General features: G+C 58.8%; 18 protein-coding genes. 7 read left to right on the top strand and 11 right to left on the bottom strand.

The window, feature by feature from the left end:
- Positions 1–57 precede the first annotated feature (57 nt).
- Entirely contained in the window at positions 58–1845 is a 1788-nt protein-coding gene (locus KR52_RS09030; RefSeq protein ID WP_038554925.1) for an FAD-dependent oxidoreductase, read from the top strand.
- Here KR52_RS09030 and KR52_RS09025 read toward each other — a convergent pair.
- Genes KR52_RS09025 through rpmG form a run of 3 tightly spaced genes read right to left on the bottom strand, consistent with a single transcriptional unit; the run spans position 1833 to position 4328 of the window.
- The gene (locus KR52_RS09025) at positions 1833–3863 is read right to left on the bottom strand and encodes a ribonuclease catalytic domain-containing protein (RefSeq protein ID WP_038554922.1); all 2031 of its coding nucleotides are present in this window, start codon (positions 3861–3863) and stop codon (positions 1833–1835) included. The genes KR52_RS09030 and KR52_RS09025 overlap by 13 nt on opposite strands.
- 10 nt (positions 3864–3873) lie before the next feature.
- Positions 3874–4095 carry a 30S ribosomal protein S18 gene (gene rpsR / locus KR52_RS09020; protein ID WP_006041316.1) on the bottom strand — a complete coding sequence of 74 codons (222 nt, stop codon included), beginning with the start codon at positions 4093–4095 and terminating at the stop codon, positions 3874–3876.
- A 38-nt stretch (positions 4096–4133) separates the two neighbouring features.
- Complete coding sequence (gene rpmG / locus KR52_RS09015) at positions 4134–4328, bottom strand: 50S ribosomal protein L33 (protein WP_006851071.1); 195 nt, start codon at positions 4326–4328, stop codon at positions 4134–4136.
- Between the two features lie 127 nt (positions 4329–4455).
- Between rpmG and pheT the strand changes: the two genes are divergently transcribed.
- Positions 4456–6879, top strand: a complete 2424-nt coding sequence (gene pheT / locus KR52_RS09010) for a phenylalanine--tRNA ligase subunit beta (RefSeq protein WP_038554918.1) — start codon at positions 4456–4458, stop codon at positions 6877–6879.
- Here the strand turns inward: pheT and rlmD are convergent.
- On the bottom strand, positions 6869–8266 hold the full coding sequence (gene rlmD / locus KR52_RS09005; RefSeq protein ID WP_038557149.1) for a 23S rRNA (uracil(1939)-C(5))-methyltransferase RlmD: 1398 nt from the start codon (positions 8264–8266) through the stop codon (positions 6869–6871). The two genes, pheT and rlmD, sit on opposite strands and share 11 nt — an antisense overlap.
- Before the next feature lie 100 nt (positions 8267–8366).
- Here rlmD and KR52_RS09000 point away from each other — a divergent pair, with 100 nt between their 5' ends.
- Entirely contained in the window at positions 8367–8861 is a 495-nt protein-coding gene (locus KR52_RS09000) for an allophycocyanin subunit alpha-B (protein WP_038554915.1), read from the top strand.
- Between the two features lie 546 nt (positions 8862–9407).
- Complete coding sequence (locus KR52_RS08995; protein WP_038554913.1) at positions 9408–9941, top strand: YqhA family protein; 534 nt, start codon at positions 9408–9410, stop codon at positions 9939–9941.
- 63 nt (positions 9942–10004) lie between these two features.
- Here the strand turns inward: KR52_RS08995 and KR52_RS08990 are convergent, their stop codons facing one another.
- A complete protein-coding gene (locus tag KR52_RS08990; protein ID WP_253912365.1) occupies positions 10005–10955 on the bottom strand; it encodes a molecular chaperone DnaJ in 951 nt (316 codons plus the stop codon).
- Between the two features lie 78 nt (positions 10956–11033).
- Positions 11034–12578, bottom strand: coding sequence for a DUF3370 family protein (locus KR52_RS08985; RefSeq protein WP_038554905.1), 1545 nt, complete (start codon positions 12576–12578; stop codon positions 11034–11036).
- Positions 12579–12733: 155 nt separating this feature from the next.
- Here KR52_RS08985 and KR52_RS08980 point away from each other — a divergent pair, with 155 nt between their 5' ends.
- A complete protein-coding gene (locus KR52_RS08980) occupies positions 12734–12919 on the top strand; it encodes a hypothetical protein (protein ID WP_038554902.1) in 186 nt (61 codons plus the stop codon).
- Here KR52_RS08980 and KR52_RS15350 read toward each other — a convergent pair.
- Together KR52_RS15350 and KR52_RS08975 are read right to left on the bottom strand one after the other, a co-directional pair.
- A complete protein-coding gene (locus tag KR52_RS15350) occupies positions 12910–13023 on the bottom strand; it encodes a sigma factor-like helix-turn-helix DNA-binding protein (RefSeq protein ID WP_162175617.1) in 114 nt (37 codons plus the stop codon). The genes KR52_RS08980 and KR52_RS15350 overlap by 10 nt on opposite strands.
- Positions 13020–13589 carry a sigma-70 family RNA polymerase sigma factor gene (locus KR52_RS08975; RefSeq protein ID WP_084221976.1) on the bottom strand — a complete coding sequence of 190 codons (570 nt, stop codon included), beginning with the start codon at positions 13587–13589 and terminating at the stop codon, positions 13020–13022. Before KR52_RS08975 ends, KR52_RS15350 begins: the two co-directional genes overlap by 4 nt.
- 93 nt (positions 13590–13682) lie before the next feature.
- On the opposite strand from KR52_RS08975, the gene KR52_RS14385 reads away from it, so the two are divergent.
- On the top strand, positions 13683–14159 hold the full coding sequence (locus KR52_RS14385) for a hypothetical protein (RefSeq protein WP_156957685.1): 477 nt from the start codon (positions 13683–13685) through the stop codon (positions 14157–14159).
- A gap of 14 nt (positions 14160–14173) precedes the next feature.
- Here KR52_RS14385 and KR52_RS08970 read toward each other — a convergent pair whose 3' ends face one another.
- A complete protein-coding gene (locus tag KR52_RS08970) occupies positions 14174–15019 on the bottom strand; it encodes a DUF4922 domain-containing protein (RefSeq protein WP_038554899.1) in 846 nt (281 codons plus the stop codon).
- The gene (locus KR52_RS13290) at positions 15009–15929 is read right to left on the bottom strand and encodes a SpoIID/LytB domain-containing protein (RefSeq protein WP_253912364.1); all 921 of its coding nucleotides are present in this window, start codon (positions 15927–15929) and stop codon (positions 15009–15011) included. The genes KR52_RS08970 and KR52_RS13290 overlap by 11 nt, the downstream gene beginning before the upstream one ends.
- A 75-nt stretch (positions 15930–16004) precedes the next feature.
- On the opposite strand from KR52_RS13290, the gene KR52_RS08960 reads away from it, so the two are divergent.
- Positions 16005–16733, top strand: a complete 729-nt coding sequence (locus tag KR52_RS08960) for an SDR family NAD(P)-dependent oxidoreductase (protein WP_038557145.1) — start codon at positions 16005–16007, stop codon at positions 16731–16733.
- On the opposite strand, the gene KR52_RS08955 is transcribed toward KR52_RS08960, so the two are convergent.
- On the bottom strand, positions 16715–17110 hold the full coding sequence (locus KR52_RS08955; RefSeq protein ID WP_038554896.1) for a DUF2237 family protein: 396 nt from the start codon (positions 17108–17110) through the stop codon (positions 16715–16717). The genes KR52_RS08960 and KR52_RS08955 overlap by 19 nt on opposite strands.
- Between the last annotated feature and the right edge of the window lie 49 nt (positions 17111–17159).

The raw sequence follows: 17159 nt of genomic DNA, 5'->3' as shown, positions 1-17159 counted from the left end.
CGACGCCAGACTCTAACGATCAAGGCCGTCGAGAACCTCACCTGATTCCCTACATTCATGACCAAGCGCGACGTGGTGGTTTGGGGCGGAGGTTGTGGCGGTGTCGCCGCTGCCCTGCAGAGCGCCAGGTCAGGGGCGGACACCACGCTGTTAACCCCGGGCCCCTGGCTGGGGGGCATGGTGAGTTCGGCGGGTGTCTGTGCGCCGGATGGCCATGAATTGACCTGTTGGCAGACCGGGCTCTGGGGTGCCTTTCTGCGGGAGCTGGAGATGGAGGAGCCCAGCGGGCTCGACCACAACTGGGTGAGCTGCTTCGGATACAGGCCGCAAACGGCTGAACGGATCCTGCAACGCTGGGTGGCGGAGGAAGCAAAGCTGGAGTGGCGTTCCCACTGCAGGCTGGAACAGGTCCGCAGTCAGCAGGGACGCATTACTTCTGTTGAAATCCAGAGCGCTGAAGGCGTTGAGACCTTTGTGGCTGACGTTTTTGTTGACGGAAGCGACCTGGGTGATCTGCTTGCCTTCTCGTTAGCTGCCTTCCGCTGGGGTTGGGAAGCCAAGGAGATGTGGGATGAACCCAGCGCCCCTGATCAGTCACGGCTCGAAAGCGAAGCGTTCTTTCAGCAGCAACCCACTCAGTCACCCACCTGGGTGGTGATGGGGCAACTGCATGGAGAACTCGCTCCGAACCGAGCCAGTGCGATCCCGCGCTTTCCCTTTGACCGGAGCACCGCCAGCTTCGGCCTCGAGAAAACCATCACCTATGGCCGTCTCCCCAGGGGCCTGGTCATGCTGAACTGGCCCCTCGAGGGCAACGACTGGCACAACGGCCTCGATCGATGTCTCAGCGCTGATGTCGAGGTTCGTGCGGAGCTGGCCCAGGAGATGCAGCGACACAGCAAAGATTTCCTGGCGGCGCTGGAGGAATGCAGCGATGGTTGGATCACGGCCGGAGAGGCCTTCCCGGGAGCAGATCCCAGCCTGGCGTTGATGCCGTACTGGCGCGAAAGTCGGCGGCTGATGGGTCGCACAACGGTCACGGAAAACGACCTCTTGCCGATCTCCACGGGAGCTCTGCGGGGACCGCTCCCGACTGATGCCTCCGGACGCTGCACCAGCATCGCGGTGGGCACCTACGCCAATGACCATCACTACCCCGGTGAGGACTGGCCCCTCGCGCCGAAAAGTGTGCGCTGGGGAGGGCGTTGGACCGGTACACCCTTCTGCATCCCCTTCGATGCCCTGATCTCAGAGTCCATCTCCAACCTTGTGATGGCGGAGAAAGGCTTCAGCGTCAGCCACATGGCCAACGGGGCCACGCGGTTGCAGCCTTTGATCCTCAATCTTGGCCAGGTGGCGGGTCTGGCGGCGGCCATGGCCGTTCGCCAGGGCTGTGACCTTGGCGATCTTTCAATTGAGGCGATCCAGTCAGCCCTGATCCACGAGCCCCAGGCCCCTGCAGCAGTCCTCCCGATTTGGGACTGGCCGCACTGGCATCCGCACTGGGTCAAGGCACAGGAGCAGGGCTTGGCTCATCCTGAACACCTAGACGCCATGGGCTGCCTTTCAGGCTCTGGGACCACCATGCTGATGCCCCCTGGCATGAACCAGGCGCCACACCAGTTCCATGAGGTCGGTCTCAGTGGCGTGCTCACAGGCAACCTCCAGGAGGGGTACCAGTTGCAGACCCCTGAAGGGATCTGGCCTCTGATCACCCTGGAAGCCGCCATTCACCGCTGGCTCTCCGCTTCGGATCACGCCGGCCAAAGAGTGAGCCTGCGCGGCGTGCGCAACCCATGGGGTCCCTGGGTGCGGATCACCGGGGTTCTGGATCAAGCCAACTGAAGCTGAAGCTCACCGCGTACCGGGTCAGCACGACCCACCTTGAGTTCAAGAACGTCGCCAGGGGCAGGGTCGTCTGCAGAAACACAACCCACCAGATCCATGGCCAGGTCGCTCACATGAACCAAGGCCAAGCGATCTTGCGGGCGCAACCAGCGCAGGAACACGGCCGTCCAGACGGTGCTCTGATGCTCGGCGAACCACACCTGCTGCCAGTGACGCTGATCCTCTCGGCTGATTTGAATGGATTGGCGCAATGGATCATCGAGATCGTCAATAACCTCCCCAAGACGCTCTTCATCCATCGGTGCAAGAGCAGACAGCTGGGCAATGATCTGCCGGTGGGCGATGAGATCGGCATAGCGTCGAATCGGTGACGTTGCCTGCACATAAGCCTCAAGGCCAAGACTGAAATGGGGCAGGGCCCGCGTGCCTTGCACGCCACGGCTCAGGCAGCGCTTGATCGCCGCATCACGGGCTGGTCCCTCGGGGATTCGATCGAGTTCATCGCTGGAGGGAAGCTCCGCCGCAGGCTGACTGCGGAAGGGCAACGGCAGGCTGTGCTTTTGCCCAAAGCTGGCCACAACAGCCCCCATCAGCAACATCGCTTCACTCACCATCAGGCGGGAGGGTGACGGGTCAATCACCTGCAGTGTCAAGGCCCCATCGCTGCGGCGGAAGCGTCCTTCAGGCCGGTCAAACATCACGGCTCCTTTGGAGCGGCGCCAGCGCATGCGCAACATCAAGAGTCCCGAGAGATCCGACAAGGCCTCATCCCCTGGGGGAGCCAGTTCGATCAGCTCGTCGCCATCGCCGTACGTGAGGCCATAGCGAGGTCGGATCCAGCTGCGAGCAATCCGTTGTTCCGCCACAGCACCATCGTCATCGAGGCGAACGGCCACACTCAGGGCTGCACAGCGATGCCCTGCCCGCAGGCTCAGGGGGCCAGCCGCCAGCTCCAGAGGGAGCATGGGCATCACACCTTCCGCCAGATACAAACTGGTAGCCCGACGTCTAGCTTCCTGATCAAGGGGGGAGTCAATGTCGATCAGACGGTTTGGATCAGCGATGTGGATCCAGATCCAATCCATGCCATCACGACGCTCCAGCGAGAGCGCGTCATCAATTTCTCGGGTGCCCGCATCGTCCAGGCTGTAGGTGGTCAGGTGAGTGAGGTCGATGCGCTGCTCATCCCCAGGCAGCTCTTCATTCGAAAGAGCAACAAGACGATTCGCTTCCTCCACCAGATCAGAGGCAAAACGACGAGACCAGACGCTGCCCCTCAAGCAAATGGGCTCATTGGGATCGAGCAACCCACGCACGATCAACCACTGCCTTAGATCGGCGGCATCCGATCCCATCGACAACGCTGTCGACCACTGCTGGAGATCAAGGTCGGAACCCACCGCAGCTGGATTGTCTTTCAGCAACTGAATCCAGTGGCTGAAGCGCTCGTCCCAAACAGGGTCCAGCTCCAGGCGTTCATCGTCGTTGAGGGCTCGCTCAGCCCGCAGTAAGGCGAGCTGTCGTCGTTCATGCTGTTGCTCCTGCCGCTCAGCTCGGCGTTGGCGCCGCAGGCTGGCCCTCTCCTCGCGGGGGAGTGGCTGGATCAAACGGTCACGACGCCAGCGGAACAACTGTTGGTTGCTATGCAGCCAGGCCCACAGCGCTGCCAACCCAGCGAGGTTGAACGGGGTCAACACCAACTCGCCCAGCTCGCAGAGGCTCAGTCGAGTCAATCCCCCCGGTTGATCCGTTTCCAGCAGCTGCCAAGCCTCCACGACGGCCCGTGCTGATGGAGCGCTGTCCTGCACCTGCTCAGGTGCAGGAAGGTCACTGTTAACGAAGCGATGCTCGGGATCAATGGCAATCAGGTCGCGCAGGGGAAGGCCCTGGTCACGACGTTGACCACCAAAAGAAAGAACCGCCTTGCTGCCCTTGATGGACAGAAGACGGCCGAGAAGAGGAGAACCCTTGAGAACAACCGCGACGGTATCTCCGGGTTGGACGGAATTGTTCAACGCCGGAGGATCAACCTTCGGGGTTCACGAACGGCAGAAGAGCAACGATGCGGGCACGCTTGACGGCGTTGGTGAGATCGCGCTGCTGCTTGGCGGTGAGGCCTGTGAGACGACGGGGAAGGATCTTGCCGCGTTCGGTGATGAACTTCTTGAGAAGATCCACATCCTTGTAATCGATGGGATCACCGGGCTTGATCGGCGAGAGACGCTTCTTGAAGAAGGAGCTGGACATGACTCAGGAACGGATGGAGGAAAAACGGACCTGCAAGGTCACTTGATCTCCTTGTGGAGCGTGGACTTGTTGCAGTGGGGACAGAACTTTTTGATCTCCAGCCGTTCGGTGGTGTTCCGGCGGTTCTTTTCCGTCGTGTAGCGAGACACGCCGGGTGAACGCTTGGCGGGATTGGACCGGCATTCGGTGCACTCAAGAGTGATCACGATCCGGACGCCCTTGTTCTTGGCCATAAAGGACGTTGCGCCGCAGGTGCGAAGCGAATTGACAAACATCGAGCTTACCCCCTGACCCGACAGGTTCAGAGCAGCTCTCCCAGAGGGGACTTCCTAAGATCGCGCGCTGTCTGGCTTAGATCCGATGCGGGTATCCATCTCCTGGCTGAAGCAGCTGGTCCAGGTGAATGAGTCCGTGGACGATCTCTCCGAGCGTCTTTCGATGGCGGGCTTTGAGGTGGACGACGTTGATGACCTCAGCGCCCGGGCCCAGGGCGTGGTGGTCGGCCATGTGCTGGAACGGGAGAAACACCCCAACGCCGACAAGCTCAGCGTCTGCAGCGTGGATGTTGGAGCTCAGGACCCCATCCAGATCGTCTGCGGTGCCAGCAACGTGCGTGCCGGCATCCATGTGCCGGTGGCCATGGTCGGAGCCACCCTCCCCGCCGTTGGTTTGACAATCAAAGCCGGTGAATTGCGGGGTGTTGCCAGCAACGGAATGATCTGCTCCCTGACCGAGCTGGGCCTGACGGAGCAATCCGACGGCATCGCCATCTTGGATGAGCTTGATGAAGCCTTGTCGCCCAACGGGTCGCCTGTGGCCCCGCTGTTGGGACTCGACGACACCGTTCTGGAGCTGGCCATCACCGCCAATCGCCCCGACGGCCTCTCGATGGTGGGTATCGCTCGCGAGGTGGCGGCCCTGACCGGTGGCAGCTTGAGCCTGCCCGAGCTGGATATGCATCCCAGCACCACTCCGCTGAACACAGAACTGGACGGCTGCTTCTATTCGATCACCAAGATCGAGGGTGTGGACGGCTCCAAGCCCTCACCAACCTGGTTGCAGCAGCGCCTTGAGCGTGGTGGCGTGAACAGCGTCAATGCTGTGGTTGACGTCACCAATCTGGTGATGCTGGAACAGGGGCAGCCCCTCCACGCCTTTGATGCCGATGCGCTGGAACAACTGACCGGGCAACCGGTGGACGCCAAGAGTTTTGCGGTCCGTTCCGCTCGCGATGGGGAAACCTTTGTGGGTCTGGATGATCAGAATCGAACCCTCGACAGCCGTGTGCAGGTCGTCACTTGCCATGACCGGCCTGTCGCCGTCGCTGGCGTGATGGGGAGTCTCGAGAGTGGGGTGACCGCCAGCACCAGGAACATCTGGCTTGAATCCGCTCTGTTTGCTCCTCCGAGGGTTCGTCAGTCGGCCCGGGCCCTGGGATTGCGCACGGATGCCAGCAGCCGTTTCGAAAAAGGGCTACCCGTGGAAATGACCCTGCCCTGTTCGGCCCGTGCTTCGGCCTTGTTGAGTCAGGAGTTTTCCTGCTCTGAAAGTGGGCGTTGGGTGGGCGGTGACGGTCCCGCAGAAGCGGAACCGGTGCTGTTGAGGCGGAGTGCCCTCCATCAGCTGCTTGGTCCCCTCGATGCTGCCGATGGCCCGGAGAATCTGGATGACACCAGCATCGAAAACTGCCTGACAGCCCTCGGTTGCCAGCTCTCACCCCATGAGCAGGGATGGCAGGTGATTGCACCGCCATCGAGACGGCAAGACCTCCAGCGTGAAGTTGATCTGATCGAGGAGGTGGCTCGTCTTGTGGGCTTCGATCGGTTTGAGGCCCACCTGCCGGATCCGCTAGAGCCCGGTGCCCTCACACCGCGCCAGCAGGCCGAACGGCGACTGCGGCAGCTGTTCTGTTCCACAGGGCTACAGGAGATCACCACCCTGTCGCTCGTACCGGCTTCCGAGCAGGAACAGCGCATCGCCATCAGCAATCCGTTGTTGGCCGACACAAGCCATCTGCGCACGAACCTCTGGGAAGAGCATCTGCAGGTCTGTGTTCGCAATCTGAAGGCCTCGCAGCGGGGTTGCTCCGTCTTCGAGATCGGCAACACCTATAGCGGCTCCCCGGAGGACGTCAGCCAGACCGCCATTCTGGCTGGCGTGATCTGCGGAGATCGACGTCTCTCCACCTGGGCCACCAGCGGCAAGCCGCAGGCTCCCGACTATTTCCAGGCCCGTGGCGTTCTCACAAGGGTGATGGAGGCCCTGCAGCTGGAGCTGTCTGACCGTCGCCTGACAGACGACGCACGACTACATCCGGGTCGGGCCGCCACCCTGGTGTTGGAGGGACGCCCCTTGGGCTGTTTCGGTCAGCTTCACCCCGCCATGGCTGAGGAGCTCGATCTTCCTGAAGCCACCTATCTGTTCGAACTCGACCTTGCGCGACTGCTGGATGCCGCCACCCGAAGCAACCGCTGGACGCCATTCTTCAAGCCTTACCCAACCGTGCCTTTCAGCGAGCGGGATCTTGCCGTCATCGTGGACCGGTCCAGTGCAGCTGCCGATCTGATCCAAGCCATCCGCAAGGCGGGCAAACCTCTTCTGGAGCAGGTGGAACTGGTGGATCGCTTTGAGGGCGAGCAGCTGGGCGACAACAAAGTGAGCCAGGCCTTCCGTCTGCGCTACCGCGGCAAGAACGAAACCCTCACCGACGACAAAATTCAGCCTGTTCACGACAAGGTGCGTGCCGCTTTGAGCAAGCAGTTTCAGGCTGAGCTCAGGAGCTGACCCGTTTCAGCAGCGCCAACGATTCAAGGTGCGTTGTCTGGGGGAAGAAGTCCACGGGCTGGAGCATCTCCAGCTCGTAGGGACCTGATGGGGCGAGCAGTGCTTTGAGATCGCGTGCTTGTGTGGCGGGGTCACAGCTGAGGTAGGCCAGAACGGCCGGAGGCTGCTCAAGGATGCTGTCCACCACGCGTCGATCAAGGCCTCGGCGAGGTGGATCCAACACCAGCGCCTGACAGTCGTCCAGATGCGCAGCGAGGAGGTCTGCCACATCCCCGGCATGAAATGCACAACGTGAAGAGAGGCCGTTGTGCATGGCATTCAGCCGGGCCTGCTCCACCGAGTCGGGATTGAGTTCCAGACCCTGAACATCAAAACCGGCCTTGGCCAGGGGAAGGGCAATGGTTCCGACGCCGCAATAGCCGTCAACGACACGTGCGCCGGTGCACTGAGCCGATAGCCAGTCCGTGAGCCGCTGAACGATCCGTTCCGCCTGCGGCGTGTTCACCTGAACAAAGGTGGTGCTGCTCAGCGAGAGCTTGATGCCGCAGAACTGTTCCTCAATGGTTGGAACACCGGCGAGGCAATGGGTGGTTCGACCGAGAACAAGGTTGTTGGCCTTGGGCTGCAGGTTGAGACAGACCCCTTTCACCGCGGGCCAACGCTGCACCCAGTTATGAGCGAGGTCCTCAAGGCCTCGAAGTTGAGCATGGCTGCTGATCAGCGTGATCAACACGTCTCCGGTGGCGCTGGCCAGCCGTAGCCCGAGGTGGCGCAGGCCCTGGGCTTCGAGCAGGTCATGATCGGCCGGCCACCCACCTGCATCCAGGTCTTGCTTGAGAGGTTCCACCAACGCGTCCAGGCGTGGATCGAGCACCGGGCAGTGGTTCAGGTTGACGATCTTGTGGGTCTTTGGTCGGAAGTAGCCGGCCTTCATTCGTCCGTCTTGGCCCCGCTTCAGCGGAATCAAGGCTCTGTTGCGATAACCCAAGCAGCGTTCAGCATCAACAAGCGTGGGCGCAGGGGCAACGTCAATCCCCCCAATGCGCTGCATGGTCTGTTGAATCTGCTGGGCTTTCCAACGGGTTTGGGCGGGGTCATCCAGGCGTTGCAGGGTGCAGCCACCGCAGTCATCAGCAAGGATGCAGGGAGGACGGCGACGATCTGCAGAGAACGTGATCTGATCAACCCGACGGCTCAACCAGCGCGATCTCTGGCGTTGCTGCAGCTGAACCTTGGCGCGCTCCCCCGGCAAGAGATCAGGCACGACGATCACCCAGTTGTTCCAACGGGCCAGACCCTTACCGTCGCGATCCAGGTCAACAGCCTCGAGCTCGATCGTGAGCCCCGGCCGCGGTTCACTGCTGTTCGGGCTGTCGACTTTGGTCATGCTCTCGATTCCCTGCCATTGCAATGGCGTAACACCCGGGCGGTGATGGGTCAGTTGAACGGGTCGAGACCACTAAACTCCACAAAGCCTGCCCAGTTCCATGAGCGTTGTCCGGGATCTCATCCTCCAGGCCGATGACGATCTGCGGTATCCCACCAGCGGAGAACTCCGCACGATGGTGGATTTCCTTGACCAAGGCGCGATGCGCGTTTCTGTGGTCAAGGTTCTGACCGAGAACGAAAAGAAGATCGTCGACGAATCCGCCAAGCAACTTTTTGGTCGCAAGCCCGACTACGTCGCCCCTGGCGGCAATGCTTACGGTCAGCGGCAGCGTGCCCAGTGCCTGCGCGATTACAGCTGGTATCTGCGTCTGATCACCTACGGAGTGCTGGCCGGCAGCACCGAAATGATCCAGGAGATTGGCCTGGTGGGTGCTCGCGAGATGTACAACAGCCTCGGTGTTCCAATGCCTGGCATGGTTGAGGCGATGAAGTGCATGAAGGAAGCGTCCCTTTCGTTGTTGTCGGAACAGCAGGTGAAGCTCGCGTCTCCTTATTTCGACTTCTTGATTCAGGGCATGCAGACGTCGACCTAATTCAAAGAACGACATCAGCAACGATCCGGGCCTTCGAGCCCGGTTTTTTATTGCCAAGCATCGCAAGTGAGACCAATAGCGAGGCTTGATGCGCGTCTCAACCAAGACCAGCGATTTATCTTTTTGTGTTGGTGAGCCAAGATGGGACCAGGCATGGGTCCCAATGCAATTCCCATGCGATTAGCCCGTGACTGAGCCCAGACTTGGCCAGTAAGGGCTGAAAAACTGCGCATCTAGTTGCGTACCTGTGTCTACAGCAGGTACGCAGCTTCAAGAAAGCCTGATACGACTGACTTCCGGTAGATTCTTCTGGGCTTGGACTGGCCGTGGACGTTGGGCGCGACCCGTGGAATCCATCATTTTGGCGAGATGCTCATGAGCATGTATTTGCTAGCTCCATCAACTGAAAAGATGCATTTTTTGCAGAATGATCATTAGCTCCGGAACCAGCTGAGACGCGTTTTTAGTCCAGGCGTGAGTTGTGTATGAGATTAATGATTCAACTCTGCGGCCTGTGCTAGCGATGGGTTCTGCTGAACATTGCTCATGGCCGCGCGTTGGATTGAAAGGCGGTTTGAGCGACTCATCTGGAAATTCCGGTTGATCAGCATTGTTCCGGTGGTGCTTAGCTTGCTTGGAAGTGTTGGCTGCTTCGTTATTGGGTCGGTTGAAGTGTTGAGCGCTTTTCTCGTGATTCTGCGCATGCCTTTCAGCGCTAAAAGCATTGCGGCCAAGACAATTGCTCAGATGGTGGGAGGTGTTGATTATTTCGTCATCGGCATTGCTTTGCTGATCTTTGGCTACGGCATCTACGAGCTGGTGATTTCAGACCTTGATCCACGCCTTGAAGGAGGTGCTGAGCAGCACACCAACATTCTTTCGGTGAACAGCCTTCAGAGCCTGAAGAACAATTTATCCAACGTGATCGTTGTTGGATTGATTGTCGCTGCATTCAAGAAAACGATTGGATTCGAGGTGAGCAGCGCCACTGATCTGTTGGCGCTGTGCGGTTCGGTGGCGCTCCTGGCCCTTAGTGCATGGCTGATCGTTCGCAGCCACGGAAGGGACCACAAGACGTGATTCTGATGTCTCGGGCTGGACTCGTTTCGAGTCTAGTTCCGAGTCTTGAGTCGGGCTTTTGAGTCAGCGGTTCCGATACAGCTCGCGCAGCAGTCGATAGGCCTCATTGAGTCGGCGCATCGCATCGGTGGAACCACCAGCATCGGGATGCTCTTCAAGGGCCCGTTGCTTGTAAGCCTCACGAATTGAGCTCAGGGTGACTGAGGTACCCGCTTGCGTGGACAAGCCCAGCAATTTGAGAGCTCCATGAACCGTCATCGTGGATTCGAGGGTTTCGAAGGATGTCACCTGGCGGCTGCGACGGAACCGATTTACAAAACGACGGATCAATGTCGGCATCCGTTCCGCCAGGGAGGATGTGGCAAAGGGGTCCTCGAGAGTTCCAGCGACCACCATCACCTGACCCAGTGACGGATCCCGGGATTCCCAGCTGGCACAGAGCGTCTCAACTGCCGCATTCGCAGCAGACCATGTGAATGGACGCCCATCACTGGCATCCGTGCTGGACCAAACATCACGCGCCAGCCAGGTCATGGCAGCTTCGATCACTGTTGGGCCCGGTGGTTGGCCATAGAGCGATCTCCAGTGTTCTTCGGCTGCGGAACTGGCCTTGTTCAAATCAGAGGGGTCCACAGTTGAGAGCAAGGGATCGCTCTGAGCGGCATCCAGTGCTTGGGGGGACCGTAGGGTTGCTTTGAGTTGACTGGTGCGCTTGCTGACGAACCCTGGAAGGTCAATGCCCTGTGGACCGCTGGCTGCAGCCTTACCTGCTTCATACGTTGAACTCTCTGGCGTCGTGCTTTGCTGGCTGAGCGAACCAATCAGAACCAGGCTTGTGACTTCCTCGCTTCTGGTGGCTGATTCCGTCGGTGCAGCATCGTGCTCAACGGGGCTTGCCTCAGCATCTGTGGATGCATCGAGCTGTGGCAGCAGATCCTGCAACAGCCTCTCGATCACTCGACCCCGAGATCGAAGACCGTATTCACTCTTGAGCTGATCGATCAACTCGACCATGGGCTCTGACATCTCGACAGAGATGCGTTGACGTTTTGAGTCCTCGCCGCTCAAAAGTTCAGTTCACCTCAGGGCAGATTATCGACCCTGCAGCTGCATCAACCACTGCTGTTGCGATCGGATCACCTCTCCGTAGCGCGGGGTGGTGGCAGGCACGACAACAGGTTTTGCAGATGCGGGAGCTGGTGTTGGTCTCAGCTGGACTGGGGCTGGCCTCACAACAACGGGCATGGCTTGTGGAGGTGGTGGGACTGCTTTGGGTCCCACTTTGCGGGACTTGGTCTCCGCAAGTTTCAACTGGGCATCCCGCTGCTGTTGTTGGCGACGGTGCAGCATGGCGAGCTGCTGCACGGGAACAACACTGAGCAGGTGTCCTGGGGTGGCATCGGCTGGATACACCAGACTCACCTTGATTGGTTTGCTGGTGCCTGGAGCCAGGTTGAGATCCGTCAGGGCCAGGCTCTCCCCTGAGCGCATGCCGACATGAACTTCCTGGAGGGTGCGGTCCTGAACAATCTGAAGTGATCCACGAAAAGCAGTGAATGTTTTCTTCCCTGAAACGACTGGATGACTCAGCACCAATTGATGGGGGCCCGAACCGGTCAGATTGAGGGTGACGTCGTAACGCACCCCGTAAGTGCCGATGTTGTTGAGAGCTGAATCCACCATTCGAGTGGTCAACGGATTGACCTGAATGTCACGGGTGCCGAAGTGATGTCTTTTTGTGCTCGTGAGGGGTACGTGCAGTGGACCTTGGCGGAGATCGTGGTTGATTTCGGCCTTGTAGGCGTCGCCAAGCGCGACGCCGGCCACCCGGGAAAAGACGCGACCCAGCTGAATCTCACGAATGCGGTTGAGGTAAATCCGTCCCGGTGCCAGGCGGCCGGACTGAAGCACCGCAAAGAGATCGGGATCCTGCCCAGCTTGTTCTGCAGCAACGACAGCCATGGTGAATGGTCCATTACTGCGTCCCCTCAAAAGTCCGTTAGCGATGCCACGGGCGGGGAGCTCAGTCCGCACGACAACGCGTCGACTGCGAGGAGGGATAACGAGTCGCTCAGGCAATTTGCGGTCCAATTCACCGCGCAACAGTTGTACAGCTGTGGCATCCCCAGGCCCTGTGTTCCATGGACGCTTGCCCAGGGGTTTCACGCCCATCAAACGGTTGGAGTGGTAAGGCGCCTCAAAGCTGTTCTTGACTGACCCACGGTCGAATTCAAGTGTGATCGGCTGTGATCCAGGATTCGTAGCAATCAGCGCCAGGGTCATCAACCCCCTGGATCGACGTCCCCCCAGCTTGGCCTGATCCTGGGGGTAATACTTGTGGTGCATGTGAACGCCGAACTCGCCGTTGAAGGTGTAAGCGGCATTGCGAAGTGGCCTGTTGGACTCGGCAGCGATGGCTGAACCTGGGGCTGTGTTCACCAGAATTCCTGGCCCGGTGACAATCTCCGGCTGGTTGGAATGCAAGACCGGAACGTTGTTGAAGGTTCCGTTGAGAGGACGAGCGCGTTGCCCCGCCATCAAGGCGACGTACGCCTCTGCAGACCCTTGAAGAAGAAGCTCGCCCCCCGCCAGCGAGACGCATGTCAAGACCAATGCTGAGACTCGCCTGATACTCATGCGACTGGGCGTTGTGGTGTGCGTTTGGACGTCAACACCACTGTGGAACTGTCGTGGGCCCACACCGTAGTTCCACCTTCACCCACAGCCAAGCGTTTGCCGGGTCGCATCACGCTTGAAAATCCGTCAGGATCATAGAGATTTCTTTTGCTGACATGCTTCCTCCCTTCTGCTGCAGCACCACCGGCGATCAAGCAACACGTCATCGCCAACATCAGGAACGAAAGCTCTCGATGCTTCGTTTTTGGCGGGACAGTGCTGAACGTCAATTGGCCGCCTTGAACGCCGCCATCAAAACACTTCAGGATCAGATGGAGCGTGACACACAGAGTCAGTCCTGAGCTTCCTTCAAACTGCGGGCAAGGCTGCTGAGCCCACGTTTGACCCGCCGTTGAACGGTCATTGCCGAGACACCAAGCTGTTGTGCTGTCTGCCTCAGACTCACCCCTCGATCACAACCATCTGAAGAGCATGTCGTTCCTCTGATTCGATGTTCTGAATCATCGCCCTGACCTGCATCCAAGTTTCAGATCGTTCGACAAGACCGATTCCTTCCTGCTGGTCATCGACGATGTCATCCTTCAATTCGACCCATTGGCGCTTGTTTCTGTAATGGTGCACAGCCAATGCATCTGCTGCACTCAGGCCATCTTCACTGCCATTCTTGATTCGCATGGCTTGCTCCTCTACGGCCCGCGGTAGGCGAATCAAACCAACTCCGTCCCGAAGGAAGTGAAGAATGGCGCCTCGGATGTGCGGTTCGGCGAAGCTGCTAAATGTGGTCCCTCGCTGAGGCTGGAAGCGATTTGAGGCCTTGATCAGTCCAAGGCACCCCACTTGGAGAAGGTCATCGCGGTCGTGGCCCGTCTGTTGGGCGTAATGCAGAGCAATGGGTTTCACCAAATAAAGGTTGTCCTGGACCTGTCGGTTCCGTCGCGTCTGACAGGCCTTGTTCACGGGATGCTTGCGGAGGCATTCCCAGCTCTGGCAGCCCAAGCCTGTCTTTGACATCCGTGATGCCACTGCACTGTTCGTGCCCTTTCAGAAGCGGTACCGATCACTACAACGAGAGGTATTGGAATGGGTTGAAGTGGCGTTTGAGTCATGCATGTTTTGAATAAGCAAGCTTTCTGTGAATCCTTGGTGATCCGCTTGGCTCGAGAGTCGTTCGAAACCGACGTAGACATCACCAGAATTCGTGGATTCAATGGTGAATCTCCGTCTCAAAGCAACAACTACTGTTGTGTCGACGCCACTGCACAGCTCTCTGAATTCAGGGGCTTGGTTGAAGTTAATGGAAGTCAGTATTGCTTCATTGCACAGATCAATTCCGATGATCAGCACCGAGCACGTTTTATCCCAGCCCAAGACGTACTTGAGGAACCTTCAGGCAAGCCAAGACGAATGCAACCGATCATTCAGGACATGATTTTGGGTCGAAAACGTGGAATCATGCTGATTCCGGAATGTGAAAACGACGCGATCGATGTGATTGCCGGCTTAATCGAACAGGGATTTCATGATCTCGCTTCCGAGTACCGGAACTTCATCATCGGCCAACTTGAGAAAGCCAGGGCTTGAGCCTGGTTTCGCGATTAACCAACAGCGTCAGCAACTGCGTGGAGCAGAGCCTCTGGTCCCTTGCGCTCGATCCATGCACGATCTGATGCATCCGTACTCAGTAAGGAACCCGCGAAGCCCAGTGCATTGACGTTGAAGCCGTGTATGCCTTCCCTTCTTCGTCGAATGAGGGCCATCCAATCCCTCGACATCAAGAGGTTGTAAGCCCCCTGTGGACGATCGTTCTGCTCCGGTGTACCCAGCTCAAGCTCTTCAGCAAGAGTCAAATAGACTTGATGGAGTTTTTCACCGGTCAGGCTCGACGCCAACTTGACAACGCGACTGCTCCGTAAGAGAGGTTCATCCTCAACCGAGGTGATGCCCTCCGCGCAGCGTTGAAACCAAGTCTGCCGGGCACAGATCGGTTCTCCTGGCGCTCGAGGTAACAACTGCAGATGACGGTGTGGCTGACTGGCACCTGCATCTGGCCCACTGTTGAAGAACCACAGACCTGTTGTCATGGCATCGACTAGAGCTAGGGCATTCCAATCCTCCATGGACAACCAACCGGATTGAGGTTGCCAGGTTTTGGTGATCAGCAGCATGTGAGCGGACTGAACCGGGTATTTGTTGAGAATCACTGCATGGGAATTCCCGATACGTTTCACCTCGAGATGTTGATCCCAGGGAAGGAATGGATTCGGTTTGGGTCCCTCCGCTTGCAGATGTTTTGGGGTTGCACTCTGCAGATGTCTCAGTTCAAAGCGGGCACCTTGCTGACCTATCAGGTGTGTGAGCGAGGTTTCGAGCGGTACCAGGGATCCATTGGCCTGCGCTGCAGTGGCGACGTCCTTCGCTTTTTGGAGCAGATCATTGGTCATGCCATTTCAACCGTGCCAGCGAGGCTCCTGAGTAGTATCTACTGAGAATTGCATTGAAAGGTTGCCCCTGACGGGCGAGCTGCTGTGCACCGGTTTGACTCATGCTGGCGCCGAGATGACCATGGGCTTCAGCACTGATTTGTGCGTTCGACGCGTAGAGACTCTCCACAATGCCGCCGTTGTAACTGAGGATGAGTCCGCGGGTCTCCCAGGTTGCGGATCGACTGGCCTCGGTGGCACTTGACTCTCCTGAGAACACTTGCCAGCGGGTTGTATCGCCCAGGTGATACCTCGTCGTGGCTGGTCTCGCGAGATGCGCTAAGGCATAGGACCGGGCTGCCACGGCTTGTGCCTTCAAGGCTTCCTGATGCCATTGGCTGGGCATTTCGGCACCAACCACAGAAGCCACATAGGTCTCCAGATCAAGTGAAACCACAGCAAGCCAGTCTGGCTGACCTCTGAACAGCGATACATCTCCCAAATAGCGCCGCTGGTTGATCTGAACAGGACCACCTGAGCAATGAATCTCCTTATGTTTCGATTCGGCAATCGTGTTCCCCAGCTGCTGCGCGGGGATCTCCATGTTCTCCTGGTTTCGGCAGAGGACGTTACGGCCAGGCGAGAAGGTTCTTACCGGGCTCTGGCTGATCAGACCCACACGGATCGCCAAGGGGATAGTTGCATCGTCGGCCGGTGGCAGCTTCGGCACGACATGGGGCGGCTGTTGCGACGTCGATGAACGGGGTGATGCTTGAGTCTTGCCGGACGCTTCGTTGTCGAGGAGTTTCAAGAGGCTGATGGGCTCCTCATCCACCCGTTGCGGTAGAGGGCGAGCAGACCAGATCACCCAGCCGACCATGAGCAGGGCACCAAGAGCTGCTGGGGGCCAGAAACGACGGTGACTCGGCACCAGCTGTAGTACGGGGGCTCACTGCCGATGATGCCCGATTTCCGCTAGACGGTCCTCACTCCATTGCAAGATCACATGGTCGAAGCAGCCTCGACCACTTGGGTTGGCTTGGCCCTGGTGGTTGGCCCCGGCGGGATCGGATCGGCTGTGGCAACAGAACTGAAGCGCACCTGCCCTGATCTGAAGGTGCTGACGGCCGGACGTCATGGACCGCCTGAATCCACACTGCAGCTGGATATCGAGAAGGACAGTGATCTGGATCAACTGAGCTCAAGCCTGCATGCGGAGGGTCTCCCCCTGCGTTTGGTGTTCAACTGCAGCGGACGCCTGCACGGGCCAGGGCTTCAACCGGAAAAACGTCTTCAACAGGTCGAGCGATCCCAATTGGAGCAGCAATTCGGCATCAATGCCATGGCTCCGATCCTGCTGGCCAAGGCGATCGAGCCTTTACTGCAGCGGGATCAACCGTTCCATTTCGCCAGCCTCAGCGCTCGCGTGGGCAGCATCGGCGACAACCGCAGCGGGGGCTGGTACGGCTACAGAGCAGCAAAGGCGGCACAGAACCAGCTGCTGCGCTGCCTGAGCATTGAATGGGCCCGCCGCTGGCCCTTAGCCACCGTGAGCCTGTTGCATCCCGGCACGACGGACACAGACCTGTCCCGTCCGTTCCAGAGCTTCGTGGCACCGGACAAACTTTTCTCTCCAGAACGGGCCGCTCAGCAGTTGGTGGAGGTGTTGCTTCAGCAGACCCCTGAACAATCAGGGGCTTTTCTGGCCTGGGACGGTCAGTCGATCGATTGGTGAGCGTGCTGCTTCAGCTGCTCAAGGCCCACCACGGTCAGGGCCGTGTCTTCCGTGGCCTCCAAGCGCACCAGTGGTGCGACGCCATCCTCGTAAGCCTGCTTCCAGCGTGGTGCACAGACGCACCAGTGGTCCCCTGGTTTCAAGCCCGGGAACTGAAAGGCGGGCATCGGGGTGATCAGGTCATTGCCCTGGGCCTTGCTGTAACTGAGAAATTGCTCAGTCATCACGCAACAGATGCTGTGTTGGCCGAGATCCGATGGATCGGTTTGACAGAGACCATTGCGATACCAACCTGTCATCGGCTCACAACTGCAACTCTGCAGTGGGTCGCCAAGAACGTTCCTGGCCGGCGGAAATTCGGGGCTGCTGCTGGACATCTGAGGGCTCAATTAAGGGGGAGTCTGCCCAAGGACTGGCACATTTTGA

The organism is Synechococcus sp. KORDI-52, from assembly GCF_000737595.1.
Classification (GTDB): domain Bacteria; phylum Cyanobacteriota; class Cyanobacteriia; order PCC-6307; family Cyanobiaceae; genus Parasynechococcus.
The sequence above is the reverse complement of the archived record's forward strand: the minus strand, read 5'-3'. Positions and strand labels throughout refer to the sequence as shown.

Bases quoted from the DNA above. Each gene is read 5' to 3' on its own strand.
- rpmG (WP_006851071.1), bottom strand. From the start codon at position 4,328: ATGGCCAAGAACAAGGGCGTCCGGATCGTGATCACTCTTGAGTGCACC.
- rlmD (WP_038557149.1), bottom strand. From the start codon at position 8,266: ATGACCAAAGTCGACAGCCCGAACAGCAGTGAACCGCGGCCGGGGCTC.
- KR52_RS08990 (WP_253912365.1), bottom strand. From the start codon at position 10,955: ATGGTCGAGTTGATCGATCAGCTCAAGAGTGAATACGGTCTTCGATCT.
- KR52_RS08980 (WP_038554902.1), top strand. From the start codon at position 12,734: ATGCTTCCTCCCTTCTGCTGCAGCACCACCGGCGATCAAGCAACACGT.
- KR52_RS09030 (WP_038554925.1), top strand. From the start codon at position 58: ATGACCAAGCGCGACGTGGTGGTTTGGGGCGGAGGTTGTGGCGGTGTC.
- KR52_RS08960 (WP_038557145.1), top strand. From the start codon at position 16,005: ATGGTCGAAGCAGCCTCGACCACTTGGGTTGGCTTGGCCCTGGTGGTT.
- KR52_RS08975 (WP_084221976.1), bottom strand. From the start codon at position 13,589: ATGTCAAAGACAGGCTTGGGCTGCCAGAGCTGGGAATGCCTCCGCAAG.
- KR52_RS08955 (WP_038554896.1), bottom strand. From the start codon at position 17,110: ATGTCCAGCAGCAGCCCCGAATTTCCGCCGGCCAGGAACGTTCTTGGC.
- KR52_RS08970 (WP_038554899.1), bottom strand. From the start codon at position 15,019: ATGACCAATGATCTGCTCCAAAAAGCGAAGGACGTCGCCACTGCAGCG.
- KR52_RS08985 (WP_038554905.1), bottom strand. From the start codon at position 12,578: ATGAGTATCAGGCGAGTCTCAGCATTGGTCTTGACATGCGTCTCGCTG.
- pheT (WP_038554918.1), top strand. From the start codon at position 4,456: ATGCGGGTATCCATCTCCTGGCTGAAGCAGCTGGTCCAGGTGAATGAG.
- KR52_RS09000 (WP_038554915.1), top strand. From the start codon at position 8,367: ATGAGCGTTGTCCGGGATCTCATCCTCCAGGCCGATGACGATCTGCGG.
- KR52_RS14385 (WP_156957685.1), top strand. From the start codon at position 13,683: ATGCATGTTTTGAATAAGCAAGCTTTCTGTGAATCCTTGGTGATCCGC.
- rpsR (WP_006041316.1), bottom strand. From the start codon at position 4,095: ATGTCCAGCTCCTTCTTCAAGAAGCGTCTCTCGCCGATCAAGCCCGGT.
- KR52_RS08995 (WP_038554913.1), top strand. From the start codon at position 9,408: ATGGCCGCGCGTTGGATTGAAAGGCGGTTTGAGCGACTCATCTGGAAA.